The organism is Cellulomonas endometrii, from assembly GCF_949769265.1.
GTDB classification, from domain to species: Bacteria; Actinomycetota; Actinomycetes; order Actinomycetales; family Cellulomonadaceae; genus Cellulomonas; species Cellulomonas endometrii.
Genome location: NZ_CATKPC010000012.1, coordinates 17,809 through 35,804 on the forward strand (window position 1 = coordinate 17,809; position 17,996 = coordinate 35,804).

At 69.4% G+C, this 17,996-nt stretch carries 20 protein-coding genes; 12 read left to right on the top strand and 8 right to left on the bottom strand.

The genetic code is table 11. The annotated features are described in order from the left end of the window. Positions 1-52 precede the first annotated feature (52 nt). Positions 53-982: an FKBP-type peptidyl-prolyl cis-trans isomerase gene (locus QNH85_RS13300; RefSeq protein ID WP_282947142.1), complete on the bottom strand. Its 930-nt coding sequence runs from the start codon at positions 980-982 to the stop codon at positions 53-55. A 98-nt stretch (positions 983-1,080) separates the two neighbouring features. Next, on the bottom strand, positions 1,081-1,479 hold the full coding sequence (locus tag QNH85_RS13305; protein ID WP_282947144.1) for a winged helix-turn-helix transcriptional regulator: 399 nt from the start codon (positions 1,477-1,479) through the stop codon (positions 1,081-1,083). 116 nt (positions 1,480-1,595) lie between these two features. Here QNH85_RS13305 and QNH85_RS13310 point away from each other — a divergent pair, with 116 nt between their 5' ends. The 5 genes from QNH85_RS13310 (at position 1,596) to QNH85_RS13330 (ending at position 6,223) form a co-directional block, all read left to right on the top strand. Continuing rightward, positions 1,596-2,459, top strand: coding sequence for an SDR family oxidoreductase (locus QNH85_RS13310; RefSeq protein ID WP_282947145.1), 864 nt, complete (start codon positions 1,596-1,598; stop codon positions 2,457-2,459). A gap of 58 nt (positions 2,460-2,517) precedes the next feature. After that, positions 2,518-3,528 (top strand): TIGR03557 family F420-dependent LLM class oxidoreductase, encoded by a 1,011-nt coding sequence (locus QNH85_RS13315; RefSeq protein ID WP_282947147.1) that lies wholly within the window; start codon positions 2,518-2,520, stop codon positions 3,526-3,528. A 47-nt stretch (positions 3,529-3,575) separates the two neighbouring features. Continuing rightward, positions 3,576-3,941, top strand: coding sequence for a hypothetical protein (locus QNH85_RS13320; protein ID WP_213281458.1), 366 nt, complete (start codon positions 3,576-3,578; stop codon positions 3,939-3,941). A gap of 92 nt (positions 3,942-4,033) precedes the next feature. Then, complete coding sequence (locus tag QNH85_RS13325) at positions 4,034-5,200, top strand: VIT1/CCC1 transporter family protein (RefSeq protein WP_282947149.1); 1,167 nt, start codon at positions 4,034-4,036, stop codon at positions 5,198-5,200. 81 nt (positions 5,201-5,281) lie between these two features. Beyond that, positions 5,282-6,223, top strand: coding sequence for a siderophore-interacting protein (locus QNH85_RS13330; protein ID WP_282947151.1), 942 nt, complete (start codon positions 5,282-5,284; stop codon positions 6,221-6,223). Positions 6,224-6,637: 414 nt separating this feature from the next. Here the strand turns inward: QNH85_RS13330 and QNH85_RS13335 are convergent, their stop codons facing one another. The 3 genes from QNH85_RS13335 to QNH85_RS13345 form a co-directional block, all read right to left on the bottom strand. Further along, positions 6,638-7,390, bottom strand: a complete 753-nt coding sequence (locus QNH85_RS13335; RefSeq protein WP_282947153.1) for a hypothetical protein — start codon at positions 7,388-7,390, stop codon at positions 6,638-6,640. A gap of 1 nt (position 7,391) precedes the next feature. Beyond that, a complete protein-coding gene (locus QNH85_RS13340; RefSeq protein ID WP_282947155.1) occupies positions 7,392-8,831 on the bottom strand; it encodes a hypothetical protein in 1,440 nt (479 codons plus the stop codon). A gap of 71 nt (positions 8,832-8,902) precedes the next feature. After that, positions 8,903-9,154 (bottom strand): helix-turn-helix domain-containing protein, encoded by a 252-nt coding sequence (locus QNH85_RS13345; protein WP_282947156.1) that lies wholly within the window; start codon positions 9,152-9,154, stop codon positions 8,903-8,905. Positions 9,155-9,543: 389 nt separating this feature from the next. Between QNH85_RS13345 and QNH85_RS13350 the strand changes: the two genes are divergently transcribed. The 6 genes from QNH85_RS13350 to QNH85_RS13375 all read left to right on the top strand — a co-directional run bounded on the left by QNH85_RS13350 (position 9,544) and on the right by QNH85_RS13375 (position 12,896). Further along, entirely contained in the window at positions 9,544-10,254 is a 711-nt protein-coding gene (locus QNH85_RS13350; RefSeq protein WP_282947158.1) for a hypothetical protein, read from the top strand. A 384-nt stretch (positions 10,255-10,638) separates the two neighbouring features. Then, positions 10,639-11,016, top strand: coding sequence for a hypothetical protein (locus QNH85_RS13355; RefSeq protein WP_282947159.1), 378 nt, complete (start codon positions 10,639-10,641; stop codon positions 11,014-11,016). After that, positions 11,013-11,378 (top strand): hypothetical protein, encoded by a 366-nt coding sequence (locus tag QNH85_RS13360; RefSeq protein ID WP_282947161.1) that lies wholly within the window; start codon positions 11,013-11,015, stop codon positions 11,376-11,378. The genes QNH85_RS13355 and QNH85_RS13360 overlap by 4 nt, the downstream gene beginning before the upstream one ends. Positions 11,379-11,419: 41 nt before the next feature. Further along, complete coding sequence (locus QNH85_RS13365; RefSeq protein ID WP_282947163.1) at positions 11,420-12,121, top strand: hypothetical protein; 702 nt, start codon at positions 11,420-11,422, stop codon at positions 12,119-12,121. Next, entirely contained in the window at positions 12,105-12,470 is a 366-nt protein-coding gene (locus tag QNH85_RS13370) for a hypothetical protein (RefSeq protein WP_282947165.1), read from the top strand. The genes QNH85_RS13365 and QNH85_RS13370 overlap by 17 nt, the downstream gene beginning before the upstream one ends. Positions 12,471-12,557: 87 nt before the next feature. Then, positions 12,558-12,896 (top strand): histone-like nucleoid-structuring protein Lsr2, encoded by a 339-nt coding sequence (locus QNH85_RS13375; protein WP_282947308.1) that lies wholly within the window; start codon positions 12,558-12,560, stop codon positions 12,894-12,896. Positions 12,897-13,114: 218 nt separating this feature from the next. Here the strand turns inward: QNH85_RS13375 and QNH85_RS20045 are convergent, their stop codons facing one another. The 3 genes from QNH85_RS20045 to QNH85_RS13385 form a co-directional block, all read right to left on the bottom strand. Beyond that, a complete protein-coding gene (locus tag QNH85_RS20045; RefSeq protein ID WP_428830407.1) occupies positions 13,115-13,441 on the bottom strand; it encodes a hypothetical protein in 327 nt (108 codons plus the stop codon). A gap of 73 nt (positions 13,442-13,514) precedes the next feature. Beyond that, positions 13,515-14,645, bottom strand: coding sequence for a hypothetical protein (locus QNH85_RS13380; RefSeq protein ID WP_282947167.1), 1,131 nt, complete (start codon positions 14,643-14,645; stop codon positions 13,515-13,517). A 183-nt stretch (positions 14,646-14,828) separates the two neighbouring features. After that, on the bottom strand, positions 14,829-16,058 hold the full coding sequence (locus QNH85_RS13385; protein WP_282947168.1) for a hypothetical protein: 1,230 nt from the start codon (positions 16,056-16,058) through the stop codon (positions 14,829-14,831). Positions 16,059-16,240: 182 nt separating this feature from the next. On the opposite strand from QNH85_RS13385, the gene QNH85_RS13390 reads away from it, so the two are divergent. Beyond that, entirely contained in the window at positions 16,241-17,992 is a 1,752-nt protein-coding gene (locus QNH85_RS13390) for a hypothetical protein (RefSeq protein ID WP_282947169.1), read from the top strand. The last annotated feature ends 4 nt before the right edge of the window (positions 17,993-17,996 follow it).

Consider the following 17,996-nt stretch of genomic DNA (forward strand, 5'->3'; position numbering starts at 1 on the left):
CAGGGCCCTCGGTCACTGGTGCGACCGAGGGCCCTGTGCTTCGTCCGGAGCGTCAGGACGCGGCGAGGATGTCCACCACGAAGATCAGCGTCGAACCGGCGGGGATGCCGGTCTTCTCGGTGTCGCCGTAGCCGAGGTCCGGCGGGATGACCAGCAGGACCTGGCTGCCGATCGTCTGCCCGACCAGGCCCTGCTGCCAGCCCTGGATGAGGTTGCTCAGCGGCGTGGACAGCGGGGCGCCGTTCTCCCATGAGGAGTCGAACGGGGTGCCGTCCCACAGCCAGCCGCTGTACTGGATGGTGATGTTCTGCCCGGCCTCGACCGCGGCGCCGGCGCCCTGGATCAGCGGCTGGACGACCAGGTCGGCCGGCGGGTCGGTGTCGACGGGCTCGATGGACGGCTGGCCGTCGTCGGCGAGCGTCACGGTCGGCAGGCCCTCGGGCAGCGGGGTGACGGGCGTGCCCTCGGCGCGGCTCGGGACGGACTCCGCGCTCATGATCTCGAACGCCCAGATCAGCGTCTGGTCCGTGCCCGGCTCGGAGTACAGGACCCGCGCCCCGATCTGCTGGCCGACGATCTGGTCGTTCACGATCTCAGGGAGGTTCGCCGAGGGCACGAGGTACTGCTGGGGCTCCGCTCCGTACGTGGTGCCCTGGCTCGCGCCGTCGGCGCCGTCCACGGCGGTGAGGTTGACCGTGACGAGCTGGCCCTCCTCGACGGTCGCGCCGGTGCCGGCGGCCGCGACGCGCGCGACAGGCGCGGACACGGTGAACGGCTGCTCGAACGCGAACGTCGGCTCCGCGCCGGGCTCCCCGGTGAGGGTGACGCCCTCCAGGGCGGCGACGTCCTCGGCGCTCGCCGTCGCGGCGGCGGAGGCGCTGGCGGAGGCCGACGGCGACGCGTCGTCCTCGGAGCCTCCGTCGCTGCACGCGCTGAGCAGCAGCAGGGAGGCGGCGAGCAGGGTGGTGACCGTGCGGCGCACGTTCTCGTCCTTCGATCGGGGGCGGCGGGGCGGCCATCGTAGGCGCCCCGGCTGGACGTGGCCTGTGCCCGCCCGCCCCCGTGCCGGCGCGGAGCCGCTCAGCGGCCCGTGACGATGCCCTCCGCGTGCGCGCCGATCCAGGCCATCAGGGGCAGCAGGTGCTCGGCGAGCTCCCGGCCGAGCGGGGTCAGGGAGTAGTCCACCCGGGGCGGGATCGACGGGGTCGCCTCGCGCAGGACCAGGCCGTCGGCCTCGAGGGTGCGCAGGGTCGAGGCCAGCATCTTCTCGCTGATGCCCTCCACGAGCCGGCGCAGCTCGCCCCAGCGCAGCGTCCGCTCCGACAGCGCCACGAGGACGAGGACGCCCCACTTGCTGGTGACGTGGTCGAGGACGACGCGGCTGGGGCAGGCCGCGGGGAGCACGCCGTCCGTCATCAGCGACGCGAGGGGCGAGGTGTCGAGCGCCGCAGGGGCCGTGACCTGGCTGCTTACCGTCATGTCCGTACCTTACCTGAAAGTGGGTACCCGCGATGAGGAAGGTCCGGCGCCGGTGCCGGGTTGGGCGGGGTGCCGGACGCGTCACGCCCCGGCGCGCACAACCGAGAGGAAGTCCCATGTCGATCGTCGTCACCGGTGCCACCGGCCACCTCGGCCGCCTCGTCGTCGAGCACCTGCTCGCCGACGGCGTCCCCGCGGACCAGGTCGTCGCGACCGGCCGCCGCACCGAGCGCCTCGCCGACCTCGCCGAGCGCGGGGTCCGCGTCGCCGAGACCGACTACGCCCGCCCGGAGACCCTGACCGCCGCCCTGGACGGCGCCGACGTCGTCCTGCTGGTGTCCGGCAGCGAGGTCGGCCAGCGGGTGGACCAGCACCGCGCCGTCATCGAGGCCGCGAAGGCCGTCGGCGTCGGCCGGCTCGTCTACACGTCCGCCCCGCACGCCGACACGACGCCGCTGGTGCTCGCCCCGGAGCACAAGGCCACCGAGGAGCTGCTGCGCGCCTCCGGCCTGACCTTCACCGTGCTGCGCAACGGCTGGTACACCGAGAACTACGTCGGCGACGTGCAGCGGGCTGGCGAGACCGGGGAGATCGTCGGGGCCTACGGCGAGGGCCGGGTCGCCAGCGCGCCGCGCGACGACTTCGCCGCCGCCGCCGCGGTGGTGCTGCGCACCGAGGGCCACGACGACGCGACCTACGAGCTGTCGGGCGACGTCGCGTGGACGTTCGACGAGCTCGCCGCCGCGGCGTCCGAGCTGCTCGGCCGCCCGGTCGTGTACCGCGCGGTGACCTCCGAGCAGCGCCGCGCCGACCTGCTGGCCGCCGGGCTGGACGAGGGCACGGCGGGCTTCGTCGTCGCGCTGGAGGAGAACACCCGCGACGGGCTGCTCGCGGAGACGTCCGGCGACCTGTCCCGCCTGACCGGGCGTCCGACGACGCCCCTGGTCGACGCGCTGCGCGCCGCGCTCGCGCAGGCGTGACGCCGCCGCCGGCCCGCTCCGGATGCCGGGGCGGGCCGGTGGTGCTTGTCTCGGAGGCATGACGCGATTCGGCTACACCCTGATGACCGAGCAGTCCGGCCCGAAGCAGCTCGTGGGGTACGCGGTCGACGCCGAGCGGATCGGCTTCGACTTCGAGGTGTCGAGCGACCACTACTTCCCGTGGGTCGACGAGCAGGGCCACGCCCCGTACGCGTGGACGGTGCTGGGCGCCGTGGCGCAGGCGACCTCCCGCGTGGACCTGATGACGTACGTGACGTGCCCGACCGTCCGGTACCACCCCGCCGTCGTCGCGCAGAAGGCCGCGACCCTCGGCGTGCTGTCGGACGGCCGGTTCACGCTCGGCCTCGGGGCGGGGGAGAACCTCAACGAGCACGTGGTCGGCGAGCGCTGGCCGGCGGTCGGCGAGCGGCACGACATGCTCGAGGAGGCCATCGAGATCATCACGGCGCTGCTCGACGGCGAGCGGCTGACCTTCGACGGCGTCCACTTCCGCACCGACTCCGCGAAGCTGTGGGACCTGCCGGAGAGGCCGGTCGAGATCGGCGTGGCCGTCTCCGGCGCGCAGTCGATCTCCCGGTTCGCGCCGCTGGCCGACCACCTCATCACCACGGAGCCGGAGGCCGACCTGCTGCGCGGGTGGGACGAGGCGCGCGCGCAGGCGGCGGCCGAGGGCGGGGGCGGGGAGCCCGCCCCGTCCCGCAAGATCGGGCAGATCCCGATCTCCTGGGACCCGGACGTCGACACCGCGAAGCAGCGCGCGCACGAGCAGTTCCGGTGGTTCGCGGGCGGCTGGCACGTGAACGCCGACCTGCCCACCACCGAGGCGTTCGACGCGGCCAGCCAGTTCGTCCGGCCCGACGACGTCGCCGAGACCATCCCGTGCGGCCCCGACCTGGACGCGATCGTCGAGGCCGTGTCCGCGTACTGGGAGGCCGGCTTCACCGACATCGCGCTCGTCCAGGTCGGCGACGCCGCGCAGCAGCGGTTCCTCGACGAGGCCGCCGGGCCGCTGCTGGAGAAGCTGCGCGCGGCCGCGCCCGCGTCCTGAACCCGTCGACTCGGACGTTGCGCAACCCCACGGTTGAGAGGAGCAGCATGGCTGTCACCGCGTTCCAGGACCTCCCGCTCGCCGACCGCGACCGCGAGTGGGACGGTGCCGCCGCCGAGAAGCGAGTCCGCGCCTGGGCCGACGCCCAGGACGAGCCGAACGAGAAGTACCGCGACGCCCACGTCTGGTACGACGCCGACGCGAAGCAGAACTTCACCGCGTACAAGCTGCTGATCGCGGACGTGGTCGGCGGGAAGCTCGTGGCGGTGCCCCGCGGGGTGTTCGCCGCGGCGGCCGTCATGCAGGGCTCGCGCGGCGGCGTGGACCTGCCGGCCAAGGACGTCGACCGGGTCAAGAGCCACCTCGCGAAGTACTACGCGAAGCTCGATGACACCCCGCCCTGGGAGGACTGAGACCGCGCGGGTGGGCGGACGCCCCGATTCGGGCGCCCGAACAGGCGTGGAACGCGTGACTCGGCGCCCGCGGGACTCCACCATGGACGACCGTGCCACCCACCGACAGCCCCTCCACCAGCGCCACGCCCACCCGGCGGCAGGTCCGCCGCTGGCGCCGCTACCTGGCCGACGAGCGCGCCGAGGCCGCCGCGTACCGCGACCTCGCGTCTCGCCGCACGGGCGAGGAGCACGCGATCCTGCTGGAGCTCGCGGACGCCGAGCGCCGGCACGAGCAGCACTGGCTCGACCTCCTGGGCGACCAGGTGGGCCGGCCCCTGCGCGGCGACTACCGCTCGCGGGTGCTGGGCTGGCTCGCCCGCCGGTTCGGCGGGGTGTTCGTGCTGGCGCTCGCGCAGCGCGCCGAGGCCCGGTCGGCCTACGACGAGGACGTGGACGCCACGCCGACGATGGCGGCCGACGAGCGGATCCACGAGGAGGTCGTGCGGTCCCTGGCGATGCGGGGCCGGAACCGGATGTCCGGGACGTTCCGCGCCGCCGTGTTCGGGGCGAACGACGGGCTCGTGAGCAACCTCGCGCTCGTGCTCGGCATCGGGGCGAGCGGCGTCGCGACCTCGACGGTCCTGCTCACCGGCCTGGCCGGTCTGCTCGCGGGTGCGCTGTCGATGGGCGCCGGCGAGTACGTCTCGGTGCGGTCCCAGCGCGAGCTGCTGGAGGCGTCGCGCCCGAGCCGTCAGGCTCGCGAGGCGCTGCCGCACCTGGACCTGGACGCCAACGAGCTCGCGCTGGTCTACCGGGCGCGCGGCATGTCGGTGGACGACGCGCGCGACCGGGCCGACCGGGTGCTCGCCGACCTCCGCGTCCTGGACGTGGCGGTGCCCGCGTCGGCGCTCGGCACGGCCGGGTCCGCGGACGAGGCCGCCGTCGGTGCGGCGCCGGTGGACGGTCCCGAGGCGCCGGAGGTCGACGAGCACGAGACCGTCGGCAGCGCGATCGGGGCGGCCGCGGCGAGCTTCTGCTTCTTCGCGACCGGCGCGCTCATCCCGGTGCTGCCGTACCTGCTCGGGCTGGAGGGGTGGGTGGCCGTCGCGGTCGCCAGCACCCTGGTCGGGCTGGCGCTGCTCGTGACCGGCGCGACGGTCGGCGTCCTGTCCGGGTCCTCGCCGACCAAGCGGGCGCTACGGCAGCTGGCCATCGGGTTCGGGGCCGCCGCCGCGACGTACCTGCTGGGTCTCGCGTTCGGGACCTCGGCTGCCTGAGCGCCGCCCACGGCATCCACCATGTGGGATGTGTCACAAGGGGGGTGAGGTAAGGCTCACCTTCGATATACGGTGGCTCGCATGACAGCGTCCACCACCGCACCGGCCGTCACCACGCCGTTCCGGTTCTTCGACGTCCGCGTCGCGCGGATCGTGGACCTCACCCCCTCGTTCCGCCGGTTCACGTTCACCGGCGACGACCTCGACCAGTTCGCCGACAACGGCTTCGACCAGCGCATCAAGCTGCTGCTGCCGCTGCCGTGCGGGTACGACGTCGTCCCGCAGGGCGAGTCCTGGTACCTGCAGTGGCGCGACCTGCCCGAGGAGCTGCGGCACCCGATCCGCACCTACACCGCCCGCGCGGTCCGCCAGTCCGAGCGCGAGATCGACGTCGACGTCGTCCTGCACGGCGACGCCGGGCCCGCCTCCCGCTGGGCCGGCTGCGCCGCCGTCGGCGACTCCCTCGTGATCCTCGGCCCGAACCGCGAGCACCCCGGCCCGTCCGGCGGTATCGACTTCGTCCCGCCCGCGCACGCCGACCGGCTGCTGATCGCCGGCGACGAGACCGCGGTCCCCGCCATCGCCGGCATCCTGGAGCGCCTGCCCCGCGACGCCCGCGGCGAGGCCCTGCTCGAGGTCCCCGTCACCGGCGACGAGCTCACCATCGACGCCCCCGCCGGCGTCACCGTCCGCTGGCTCCCGCGCGACGGAGCCGCCCACGGTGCCCGCCTGGTCCCCGCGGTCCAGGCCGCCTGCGCCCGGCTCATGCCCGGCGAGGCGCCCCTGCCCGACGGCATGGAGCTCGAGGACGTCGACATCGACACCGGCATGCTCTGGGAGGTCCCCGTGGACCACACCACCGGCGAGCCGCTGCGGCAGAGCGCCGCCCTGTACGCGTGGCTCGCGGGGGAGGCCGGGGCGATCAAGACCCTGCGTCGGCACCTCGTCGGGACCTGCGGGGTGGACCGGAAGGCCGTGGCGTTCATGGGGTACTGGCGCGAGGGGCGTGCCGAGGGGGCCTGAGGGTCTGACGACGTCGGTCGTACGTAAGAATTTCGGACCGATCGCAGGAAACCTGAGCCGCAAGTCAAGAAACTCGGCGTCGAACTTCCTGACTTGGTGCCGTGTGCGTCGACCCCCGGTCGAGCACCGTTTCCAGCAGCTCTTCAGAGGTGCTGCTGCTCCGCTGACCTCGTGTATTACCGCGGGCAGAGGTTGGCTGATCACGCTTATACCTCGCACCAAGGCGCTCGCCGCGCCGTCGCAGCGTTACGTGCACGCCGCGCGATGAAGTCGGGTCGTGCGCTGAGCCTGTTCGGGCTCAGTGCCTGTGAGTCCGAGCCCGAGCGCCGCGTCGCAGGGGTTGAGGCCCGCGAACGCCGGAGTGGGCGAGTGGCGCGAACCGTCGCACGCGTGTCGGGGCGCTCGCAGCGCCTGTCAATCGGCCTGCTGGGGCGAGCTCAGCGTGGTCTTCGGGACGACCGGATCGGCCGCGTCCCACTGCTTCTCTAGGTACTCGCGCACGGTGTCCGTACCGGGATCCGGTAGCCGGGTGATGGTCGTGAAGTGTCGTTGCAGGCCGTTCAGCGACGAACCGATCGTGAAGATCGCCCCGTCCTGTGTGACGAGGAACCGGTCGTGGACCGCCCTCAAGGGCAGGCACCGGATCTCGAGGTCGCGGCTGATCAACGATGCCGCGCCAGCGATCATCGGCAGTACCGAACGGTCTGCCGGTTCGCGGCACACCAGCACCCGGCGGATGGATGTGGACTCCATCAGCCACTGGAAAAGGTCGTCCTTGAAGTAGGGGTCGACCAGCATCCCGGCCTGAGCCTTCGCGATGGTGCTGGTCAACGTCACGAGGTTCATCGGATTCTGAGGGGACAGGATCACGAGGGCCTCATCCTGGACGCCTTCGTTTCCCTCGTGTGCCTTGACCACGGCGCGACCCGTCGCGGTGATCCTCATCGGGTCGCCGTCGGCCCACCCGACGAGCTCGATGTACTCGGCGTAGCCATGGTCGCGGCCGATCAGCTGCTCGAACTGGCGCGTGAGCGCGTCAAGTCGGCTGAGTTCTGCCGGTGGAGTCACGTTCAGCCACGCGTCGAGGTGCGCTGCGGGAACCCCTGCGCCGGCGTCGTTCACCATCTGCAGGTACCGCAGCGCATGCAGGAGGTCGTTCGTGATCAAGTCACTTGTCCTCGGCCGCGAGAGTCGCGCGCAACTCGCTCATCTTCGTGTCCAGCGCCATGGCGCGACGCGGGCCGGTGAACCCCTGAACGTGCTGGAGCAGGGTGGTTGCGGCGCGCCCGATGATCTTCGGCGCGATGATCGCGACGAGCTTGTCGAACTGCTCGATCGGCTTGGAGTAGCCGAGGAGTGCTGCGAACGAGTTGCTCGTCATCACTCGCAGCGCCAGGGCAGCTTCAGCGGGCGTCAGCTGGGAGAGCAGAGTCTGGCTGATGTCGACAGCAGCCCACGAGATGCCGCTGGAGCGTCCGAGGAAGATCTCCACGAGACCATGGACGTACTTCGAGCGGACGCCGTCGGGGATCGGAAGCGTACCGACGTAGTCCGCGAGTTCCCGCATGATCGGCGGCTCGGTGTAGAAGTTGTCGAAGCCATTGTGAGCCTGATGCAGTCGGTCGAGGAGCACGTCGATGTCGGCGGTGCGGATGTCCTCGGGCAGGTAGGACTCGCCGCCGACGGACTCGAGGAACTCGCGTGCGAGCTCGGCCTGCTTGGTGTCGAGGTTTGCCTTGAACCGTGCGTGACGCGTTCCGAAGCTGAACTTCGTGTCGTCGGTCAGGTGGGGCCACAGGCGATCGAGAACGAGCCGGATGTTGTCACGGGTCGTCGGAGTCGAGTCCAGCGTGACGTAGATGCCGAACAGTCCGTTCGCCAGGGTCTCGGCCTGGTCGGGGCGCAGCCCGTTGAACAGGGTCGCGAACGTCGCGGTGTCCGCGGCAGTGAGCGTGGTCGTCTTGATGTTGGACAGCAGCCTGGACGTGGCGACCATCGTGGAGCTCTGTGGGAGGGTGATGACCTCCTTGATGCAGGTCTCCATGTACCCGAGGAGCGTGTACGGCTGGAGTTCGTGCTGGTTCGGGTGGGCCGCGCTGGCGTGGTTGCGCATGAAGCGCACCAGGTCGAGCTGCTGGCGTCCGACCGGGGAGATGAACCCGATCCGCGCGGCAGCCTGGATGAGCTCCTCGTCGGTGATCTTGACCAGGTCGTCGGGACCCTTGAGGTCCTTGCGCTTCTCGGGGGTCGCGACGGCGAGGTCGAAGAAGTAGTTGAGGTCGTACGCGACGATCCGCTTGCGCAGCTCGGTGATCGTCTCGTCCCACAGGTAGTTCAGTGCTGCGTCGAACAGGCCAGCGCTGACCGCCATCATGAACTTCGACAGGTACATCGCGTGAGCGCGCTTCTCCGGAGTGAGTCCGGCCATCGCGCCGTCCATGTTCGTGAGCACCTGCACCCGCTGGGGAACCGGCACAAGGACGCCGCTGGACGGCAGTCCCATCATGTCCGCGTGATCGAGGAGGGCTGCTTCGAACTGCTCGAGCGTGGTGGGCAGGGCTACCGCGCTCGTCGTCGAGGCCACTGTGACCTCCGTCGGCTCCGTCATCGCTACCCCTTGGTGTTGCCAGAGTCACATTTCGGGCATCACCGTAGGGCATGTTTCGGGGCTGTGGTGCTCTACTCCTCGGTCTGCTTCGGAGTTGCGTCGCGGAAGAACTCCATCGGTGTGACCTGGAGGGCGTCGGCGAGCAGCCACATCGTGTGGAGCGAGGTGTTCCGGCGGCCGTTCTCGAGGTGGCCGACGTAGGCGCGTTGCAGGCCGGCGACGTGACCGAGCTGTTCCTGAGACATGCCGGTTGCTTTGCGGAGCGACTTCAGCGCGGCGCCGAAGGCGCGGCGCTGTTCGAGTTGACGGTCCGGATCTGGCACGCGCTGGAACGTAGGGGTATACGCGCTGAGGGTCCACGCACTCTGTTGCGACGCCCTAGAGTGCCACGCTTCATGGTGCACACTCGTGTGTACCACGGCGTCTAGACATTGAGGAAGACCGTCGGTTCGGCCCGGCCGATGTCGAACGCGTCAGAGCGGAACGGCGACCGAGATGGCGTCCCTGCCCATCAGGGACAGGAACTGGTCAGGCGGCTTGCTCAGCGCGCGCTGCACGCCGTGGGCCACCTCCCTCAGGAGTTCAGGTGGCGCTTCGCTTCCCTGCCAGTAGGCGGCGTGCTGGTCCGAGCAGTACACGTCCTCGTCGAAGCGCTGCTTGATACCGCGCGACGAGCCCGTCTGGGGTGCGGTACCGCGCGCATACTGCTCATGTGGAGGACGAGGACGCCGAGGGCGTCGCGACGACGTTGCGTATTGCGGCTGCGATCGCAGCAGCGAGCGTGGCGACGGTCAACCCGGTCGGCGGGATCGTGCTGGCCGCCGGCGGTCCGGTCGTCGACGCCGTGATTGATCGTGCGCGGCAGCGGCGCCGCGAGGCGCTCGAGTACACGCTGCATATGGGTGCGGGCGTGGCGGGGTTCACCGTCGAGGAGCTCGTCGATCGTCTCACCGCCGACCCAGGCAAGGCCCTTGTGCTGATGACCGCGCTTGAAGCGGCAGCGCAGACAGCCTGGCGTCGAAAGATGCGTGTGCTCGGGCGGGCGTTGGCGAATGGAGTCCTTCTGGACGATGACGCGAAGGTTGATGAAGAGCAAGCCTGGATCAGGCTGATCCAAGGCATTGAAGCGCCGCACTTGCGGATACTGGCGGCCGTCGACCGTGAAGACCCCGAGGCGCCCGGGCACATGTTCGCGCTGACGCGGACGCAGCTGAAGCAGGTGTCGGGGTTCGACTCCCTCATCGGCGGGACGCTCGCCTCGCTTGAGCGCGACACCCTGATCCGGTCGACCGACGGCACCGGCATGGGACAGCACTTCCAAGCTCGCTGGGGGCTGTCCGTGGGGCGCGGAAGTGTCGTCTACATCCGGGGTGAACTGACCAAGGCTTGCCTGCAGCGCTTCCTCGACGTCGCCGAGGGCTGACCTGCCGCGCACTGTTCATCCGGCGGCTGCTTCTCCGGCTGTCTGGGTTGATCGAGCGCAGCCCTGTCGAGCGCGTCTCGGCCTTGACCTGGTGCGTGGCGCGCACGTCGGGTCAAGGCCGCGGAGCCGGGGTGTGCCCTGAGTTGGGGCCGCGCAACAGAGGGTCGCGAGCCGCATCCGCCGACGGGCCGGTCGGAGCGTTCTCTCGCTGACGGGCCGTCGGCCCGGCTGCCTTCCCCAGCGGCGTGCGTGCGGATCTGCCGGTGCGTCTTGCCGACTCATGATCGGTTGTGCGTACTCTGTGACTACGCGCCAGAGTACGCACTAGGAACCAGTGAGATCTGCGGCCCGGCACCCCGCCGCGGCTCAGGGAAGGGGGTACCCATGGTCCAGCCCGGCAACCCTCGACAGTCCGCGTCGCGGGCGACGATGCTCGCGAGCCTCCGATGGTGGGGACCGGCCCTCACCATCTGCGCTATCTGCCTCGCCGCCGGCATCGTCGAGCTCGTCCTGAACGGACGAGTCGCCGAATCGGTGGCGATGTTCGCGATCGTCGTCGTCGCCGGTTCGTTCGCGATCCAAGCGCGCAGAGAGTTCAGGCGCGGGTGGCGCTACGGGTACGAGACGGCCTTGCGCGTTCTCGTCGAGAAGTCGATAGGCCGCGTCACTGACGTCGAGACCCGTGCGGTGGTCCTCGGTGACCCCACCCCCGATCCGTGGGACACGCACACCCCGCTGCACGCCCAGCGGAGCGTCCGGTGACCGCGCCGTCGGTGAACGAGCTCGTCCTGGCGGACGCTTCCGGTGTCTGGGCGATCCGTTCCAGCAGCGAGACGGTCTACTACGTCGATGCGGACTCCTGGCTGCTGCTCCGTCAGGTTGGCCCGAGCTCGTCGCCGGGCTACGCGGACGACCGGTGGGCGCCTCTCGTCCAGGTGGAGTCCTTGTTCGGGAACGACTCTGGGATCATCCGGGTCGGCGACCGTCACAAGTACCTGTACGACTACCAGACCGAGGGCGAGAATTACGGTTGGTGGGTCCAGCGGCTGGTCACGTCGATCGACTACGTCGAGGCCGAGGAGCTCGCCGGGCTGCCGGCCTTTCCGCAGGACGACCCGCTGTGACCGGCATCGGGCGCCCGTGGTTGTGGTCGTTGCCGACTCGGGTGAAGCTTGCCGAAGGCGCGGTGATCGAGTTCAAGGAGCACGGGCAGCCCGCCGTCCGGCTTAGCCAGTCGCAGATCGATAAGTCGTTCGAGGTCGGACTGATGCAGCCGCCCCGGACGCTCGAAGGAGACTCCGACGCGGACGCCGGCGTCAGCTTGGACGGCGACGCCCGGTTCCTTGTGGGCGAGGTCGACCTCGGGCGGAGGGTCGGGCTGGAGGTCCTCGTGCGTGGCCTCGAGGCCACGGTCGACGCTTCGTACCGGGAGTACCGCGAGCGGCACCCTCGGTTGGAACCTGACGACCGCGACGGCGGGAAGTCGGGTTCTGGCGAGGGTGCGTTCGACGAGCCGGACCTGCTGGGTCTTTCCCATGAAGTCACCGTCCCGGTTGACGAGGTCGCCGCCCGGTTGGACGACCTGCTCGACGAGATCGACCAGGAGGCCCACGTCGTCGTGATCCGGGACGGGAAGCGGGTCGCAGTGATGATGGCGTGGCACGCCTACGTGGACCTGCACGGGAAGCTCGCGGGGATGGCCGCGGCGTTCTGGTCCGCGTGGCGGTCCGGGGTGTTCGACGTCGCCGGGTACGCCACCGACGTGACCCGGATCCTGCACCGCCACCCCGGGACGACGCCGACCCTGCCCTCGGACGACGAAGTTGAGGCACCGAGGGGCGGTGACGGCGATGAGTCCACTCGGTGACGGGCGCCGCAGGTTCGCCTGGGAGCAGACCGAGCGCGTCATGCCGGTGGCCAGCGTGATCCCGAAGTACAAGAAGATCCGGTCCGATGTGGAAGCCGGCATCCCGGTCGTCCTGACCGACGGCGGCGCTCGCATCGCCGTCATCGTCGGGTGGGACCTGTGGACGCTGCAGCACGAGCGGTACCTGTACGCGGCCGCGATGTCCTGGGCGTTCTGGCGCACCGGCAGGTTCGACGCCGCTGGGTTCGGCTGGGAGGTCTTGGCGTACCTGCGCCCGCCGATGCAGGAGCGTCTGCACCCCACCGTGCAGATCGGCGAGGACGAGGATCCTGATGAGCAGCCCGGTTGACCCGATGTGCACCCGGGTAGGTGGCTGGTGACGACCGCGCCCGGGGCGATGCACCTGATCGAATCCGAGGGGCCTCGCGGCACCGGTATGGCGCAGAAAGTTCAGGTTTCCCTGGTTGACGACATTGACGGCGGCACTGCGGACGAGACGGTGACGTTCGCGCTCGACGGTGTCTCCTACGAGATCGACCTGACGGCGGCGCACGCGTCCGAGTTGCGCGAAGGGCTCACTATCTGGGTGGGGCACGCTCGCAAGGTCGGCGGTCGCTCGAGTTCGAGGCGTAGCAGCGCCGGGACCGGCCGGCCGCGCCGTTCCTCGGACGCCGGTGCGGTGCGCGCATGGGCCAAGGAGAACGGGCACGAAGTCTCCGAGCGTGGTCGGATCTCCGCCGAGATCCGCGAGGCATACGAGGCCGCTATTCGCTGACGATTTCTGCGAGACCGACGTCGAGCGCCGTGGGGCAGACCGCATCGCCGCCGAGCTCCAACCGAGACGATCACGATCTCGAAAAAGGAATTCCGCGCCGACCTCGGGCGGGCTCCCATGCCTGCCCGAGGCGGGCGCAGAGGGCGGCGTGTCGCGATCGAAGTGTCAAGCCGATGCTGGCACGGCGGAGTCGGCGAGCACGGTTACCTGGTCGCTATCTACGATCTGTACCCGCCTGAGATGTGAAGATGAAAAACTGGTGCATCCGCCGGTCGGACCAGAATGCTCCCGCTTCCCAGCACGGCCGCTGTCGGCTCGTGGCGGGGCCGGATGCTCATCGACCCCGAGATCGACGGAAGGCTGACCGATCCGGCCTGGCCGTGCCACACGGGGCCGTCGGGCGTGACGATCTCTAGCGTGAGTGCGCGGTCTGCGGAGACAGCAGAAGACTGATCAGACACACGAACCTCCTTGATGGCGTGCAAGGTGCAGTAAGCGAGTCTTCGTGGTGCTGCTGCTCGCGGCATCGTCCCGCTGGGGCGCATGTATACCGCGTCTGGAGTAGATGGCTCGGGGCCCGGCCTTCCCCGGCACCCATCTCTACCGCCAGACGCGGCCTTAGGCGATGGGCCGGCGCAGGACGACCGGCAGAAGCGTCAAGAGCGCGGGGCGTTGCTCGTCGCCACTCGCGTTGACGACGTAGTCACCGCGACGGGCAGGTTCGCTTGCATCGCGGACCGAGACGGTCCTGGCGTGCCCTCGCACGGCGGCGTGTGCCTTGTTGATGATCGCCGTGGCGTCGGTCGGGTCGTCGATAAAGACAATGAGCGCCACCCGGGACTGACGCCACAACGTGTATCGCCCGAGCAGCTGCTCGACACCGGCACGCAGGGCGGCCGCGCCCGACCAGATCTTGCACTCACCGACGAACGCGTCGCGATCGTGCCAGCGGAGCAACAGGTCACTCTTTCCGTCCCCGATGAAAGTCTCGCCCGTGGCGAGACCCTGGTACGTCGAGTTGAGGATGCACAAGAGCACGTCCCTGAGCGTCTCCTCGTCGCCGCCGACGAGACGGCTAGCGGCGGAAGGGGACCGTTCGAGCGCTCGGCCGAACGAAGCGATGGTCTCGACGACTCCCTCGGCCAAGTCCTCGGCCAGCACCCAGTCACTTGCTCCCGCCGTCCGAGCGGCGGTCGTCGCGGTCAACGACAAGGGCGTCGGGCTTGCCGGGATCAGTCGGGCGGCCGTGGGCTGCTGCTCGAGCGGGATGTCGAGCTCCGCGAGCACGCCGCGGATCGTGCGGGCCATCGTCCAGCGCTGTTGCAGCACCGGTGTGACGGTTGCCGCCAGTTGCGCTCGCTCTTCGTCGATCTGCTCGTTGACTTCTCGTGTCTTCTCTCGAAGTCTGATTTCGATCGCATCCAGGGACTTCTTGAGGTTCTCGCCCGTGAACTCCACGTCTGGAGGACAGGTCATGTCGAACGAGATGTCTTGCCGGCCTCCGATCGAGGAGTATCCGCAGCCGAGGCGGCCGACCGCACCGCTGCACGGATAGTGGATGCGTACGCCGCGCTCGAGCGGGTCCGCGTGCCTGTCGGCGTAGTCGATCACGACGGGCGCTGAGGCCATCGTCGTGACGATTCCCGCCAGCAGCGCCTCGAACGGCTTCGAGATCAGTGTGTCCTCGGACAGGTTTGCGACGTGATCGAGCACCCGCGCCCAGCGTTCCTCCGGCGTCGTCTCGCTCATGAGAAGACGGTAGCTCCAAGCAAGGTCCCGACCGCGGGATTTCACGGGCTTGCTGTGACGACTGGCCCGGTCAACGGGCAGTCGGTGACCGGTGCGGCCCGCCCCGCTGCGGGCTGGCAACGATGCTGCGCCGACCCAGACGCCGAGGCGGAGAGTCAGTTCGGGCTCCGCCGTCAGACCTTCCTACAGTGTGTTCCTCGCGATCCACTCGCTCACGTGAGGGCTTCGGATGGACCAGATGTAGTGGGTCTGTTGCTGTGCCGCCATGCCCTCGACCTCCGCGATCGCAGGTGCCAAGTAGAAGTCGGAGCCGACTCCGAACAGCGCGTTGCGGGTGGCGCCGCTGGTGACGATCTCCTCTATCAAGGGCTGGCTGCGGACAGCGAAGAACGCAGAGCACGACGGATAGAACTCGTGGTCGGACCGCAAGCCCGAACCGCGGCACTTGGTGACAACCACAAGGCACCAAAGGAAGTCGGCCTGGCAGAGACTGTCGAGCAGATCGTCGGGCTCGCCGTCCGGTGGCAGCAAGGACGGCCGATCGACCTCCTCCTCTGCGAGGTCGAACCGCAGCGCCGGGACCCGTCGAACGGCTTCCCGCGCGAACGACAGCAGCGCCCCGTTCGCCGGTGCCCCGTACTGCTGCAGCAGTCGGTTCTGACGCGACGCTTCGATGACTGCGTGGCGCATCCACGAGTGGTAAGAGTGGACGCCACCAGCGGAGCCGACCTTGCGAAGCACCAGGCAGGGCGCAAACGCCCAGGCGCGCAGGCGCACGATCAGCGCAAGCAACGCCAGGACCCGAGCAGCAACTGATCGCCACAGCCAGGCGGCCTGCCGCTCGTGGCCAATCCGAGCCGTCACCGACGTCGGGCTGTAGAGCGCCGACTTGTAGAGGTCGAACATGATTCCGACGGCAAGCTCGAAGCACTCGCGGTTGTCGAGCTGCACGGCCACGGCAGCTGCAGCAACGATCCGATCGAGCGCCGTCTCGACGTCTTCGTTACGGCCCGCATCGGTCCAGCGGCGACGCGATGGGCCCGTCTGGTGTAGTGCTCGACGGACTGCCGGCACCTCACCAGTTGAGAGCGCCGCGGCAACCGCTCGCTCGAACTCCTCGGCTCCCATCGCAATGTCGACGACAGCGGTGGCGCCCGCAGCGCCCCGAAGCGTTTCAGCGAGGCGACCAACGACGTCCTGGGTGTCGTTCGCCGCTTCGGCGCGGACGCGGGAACGGAAGTTCGCAAGGAGCAGCGGCCAGTGCTTGTGCTGCATCCGCACAGACGACGTGCCGTCACGCACGAAGATGTCCCCGGGACGGAGCACCACCTTGAGCTCCCCACTTGGGAGCCGGTACGAGCCATCACGCTTCATGACGGGCGGCAGCCCGTCACCGGTCGGACCCACGTACACGACCGCAACCAGCCGACCGGCGACCGTGTGGAGTCCCCTAGCCAAGCTGACCGGACCCTCGACGTACCGCGCGACGATCTCTGGGCGGTTGCGTCCTGAGGTTGACTCCGTAGCAGCCACTGACCGGACCAGGGGCTGCGTCGGTGCGGTCGCGCGAGCGCGCAGCGGTCTAGCCTGCCGACATGAGCGCGACAGACGGGTCAGTTGGCCCTGGTGACGAGGAGTCCGAAGAGAACTTCACCTCCGACGCAGCTGTCGCACTGAAGTACCCCGAACCCAGGCTCGCAACTGTGAAGCAGTTATACGCGACCGCCTTTCGTTGTGCGTATCCGGGCTGCACCAAGCCGTTGTACTCCCAGGACAACGACACCGGTGACTGGATACTCAGTAGTCGGATCTCCCACATCCATGCCAAGAGCCGAGGCGGGCCACGATGGATCGACATGCCCGCGGAGGAGAACAGGGGCTACGACAACCTGCTGCTGTTGTGCCTCGATCACGCGACGGAGATCGACGACTTCCCTAGCCGCTTCCCCGCTGAGCTCCTGCGCGAATGGAAGCGCACGCAGGTCGAGGAGTTCCAGCGGTTGCGGCGGAACTGGAAGATCGGTGATGACCAAGCGCAGGAGGTGCTGGACAGGTCGGACTCCTTTGAACGTCTTCACGTGCCAGCCGTCGTCGAACTTGTGCGACGCGTGGAGTCGCTCAGGCTGCGCGCGCTGCGGGCTCGTCAACTACCGCTGCGTCACGCACGACAGTGGCAAACACTTCGAGAGCAAACTCGGGCGCATTTTGGCCCGGCCTGGGATGAGCACGGCAACTTGCTGCCGAACACCGTCGAACCGCCGAAGATCGAGACCGACTCGATCTGGGATGCACTCCTGCGTGCCCTGGAGGACGCACAAGCGATGACCGCGGACCCGGCACACGACGCGCTGTCGGAACTCGCCGCCGTGCGTGTCACCGATGCAGCGATCGCACCGTGGTGCGACGAGCTGGAACGCTCGATCTCCGTCCTGCAAAGCGAGAGCTCGCGGTGGCACCTGGAACCGGACGACTACACCAAGGACACCGCGTTCGCCGCCGCCGCGACTTCTCTGGCTGACGCCATCTCGGCGCTCACTCGTGTCGCCAAGGGAGAAGTCGAGACGCCGCCCGTCGCTCCGGTCGTCGAGCTCGCAATCGCGCCTGTGGACCATCTGGCCGACCATCGCCGAGTTCTCGAATCGGCTCGACCCTGGATCCGGGTCAAGACCCGCCCCTACGACCCTGACCTGCATGAGCGTTTGGTGGCGGCGACCGTCCATCCCGCCAGCCTGATTCCGCCCGTCGTGAGCAATCTCGCGACCGGGATGGACACGACCGCGGCTCTGGCGGCGGCCGTGGCGCGCAACGCGTCCCCGGCCGAGAAGATGGACCTCGTCGAAGAGTACGAGGCCGTCCGTCCGCTTTGCGCTGCGGTCGCGCTGCTGCGAGCCGCGTCCCTGCTGGCCGTGGAACAGGGTCAGGAGGAGGTCGTCGACGCTGTCCACGAGTCGGTGATGCGGCTGTGGCAAGGCGCCGACTTGACGACCCCGGAGTTCTGGCGGAGCAACCGGGTTCACGGTCGCGCGCTTGTCGGAACGTGCTCATCGGTCACGTCCGCCGAGGAAGCTCGCGCCCGGATCAGCCAGGCGCTGCTGACAGACCCGTCATTGCGTGATGCGGTCCTCCTTGCGTGCGCCGGTTGGGATGAGCGACGCCAGCGCGATGACCTGACCCGGGTTGCTGGGGTCGACCGAACTTACCGAGACGTCCCGGTCTGGCTTCCTGTCGATGACCTTCTGGCGCTCGACGAGGATGCCGGCGACACAGCGCTAGGGGCGAGCCCCGACGCGCATGAAGTTCTCGCCTCGATGCTCAGACGAGTCGTGGAAACCGAGCACGAGCGCTGAACGG

What these genes read in the sequence shown, in the direction of transcription:
- QNH85_RS13305 (WP_282947144.1), bottom strand. Translation starts at nt 1,479, where the DNA reads ATGACGGTAAGCAGCCAGGTCACGGCCCCTGCGGCGCTCGACACCTCG.
- QNH85_RS13310 (WP_282947145.1), top strand. Translation starts at nt 1,596, where the DNA reads ATGTCGATCGTCGTCACCGGTGCCACCGGCCACCTCGGCCGCCTCGTC.
- QNH85_RS13315 (WP_282947147.1), top strand. Translation starts at nt 2,518, where the DNA reads ATGACGCGATTCGGCTACACCCTGATGACCGAGCAGTCCGGCCCGAAG.
- QNH85_RS13320 (WP_213281458.1), top strand. Translation starts at nt 3,576, where the DNA reads ATGGCTGTCACCGCGTTCCAGGACCTCCCGCTCGCCGACCGCGACCGC.
- QNH85_RS13330 (WP_282947151.1), top strand. Translation starts at nt 5,282, where the DNA reads ATGACAGCGTCCACCACCGCACCGGCCGTCACCACGCCGTTCCGGTTC.
- QNH85_RS13340 (WP_282947155.1), bottom strand. Translation starts at nt 8,831, where the DNA reads ATGACGGAGCCGACGGAGGTCACAGTGGCCTCGACGACGAGCGCGGTA.
- QNH85_RS13355 (WP_282947159.1), top strand. Translation starts at nt 10,639, where the DNA reads ATGGTCCAGCCCGGCAACCCTCGACAGTCCGCGTCGCGGGCGACGATG.
- QNH85_RS13370 (WP_282947165.1), top strand. Translation starts at nt 12,105, where the DNA reads ATGAGTCCACTCGGTGACGGGCGCCGCAGGTTCGCCTGGGAGCAGACC.
- QNH85_RS13375 (WP_282947308.1), top strand. Translation starts at nt 12,558, where the DNA reads ATGGCGCAGAAAGTTCAGGTTTCCCTGGTTGACGACATTGACGGCGGC.
- QNH85_RS20045 (WP_428830407.1), bottom strand. Translation starts at nt 13,441, where the DNA reads ATGCGCCCCAGCGGGACGATGCCGCGAGCAGCAGCACCACGAAGACTC.
- QNH85_RS13380 (WP_282947167.1), bottom strand. Translation starts at nt 14,645, where the DNA reads ATGAGCGAGACGACGCCGGAGGAACGCTGGGCGCGGGTGCTCGATCAC.
- QNH85_RS13390 (WP_282947169.1), top strand. Translation starts at nt 16,241, where the DNA reads ATGAGCGCGACAGACGGGTCAGTTGGCCCTGGTGACGAGGAGTCCGAA.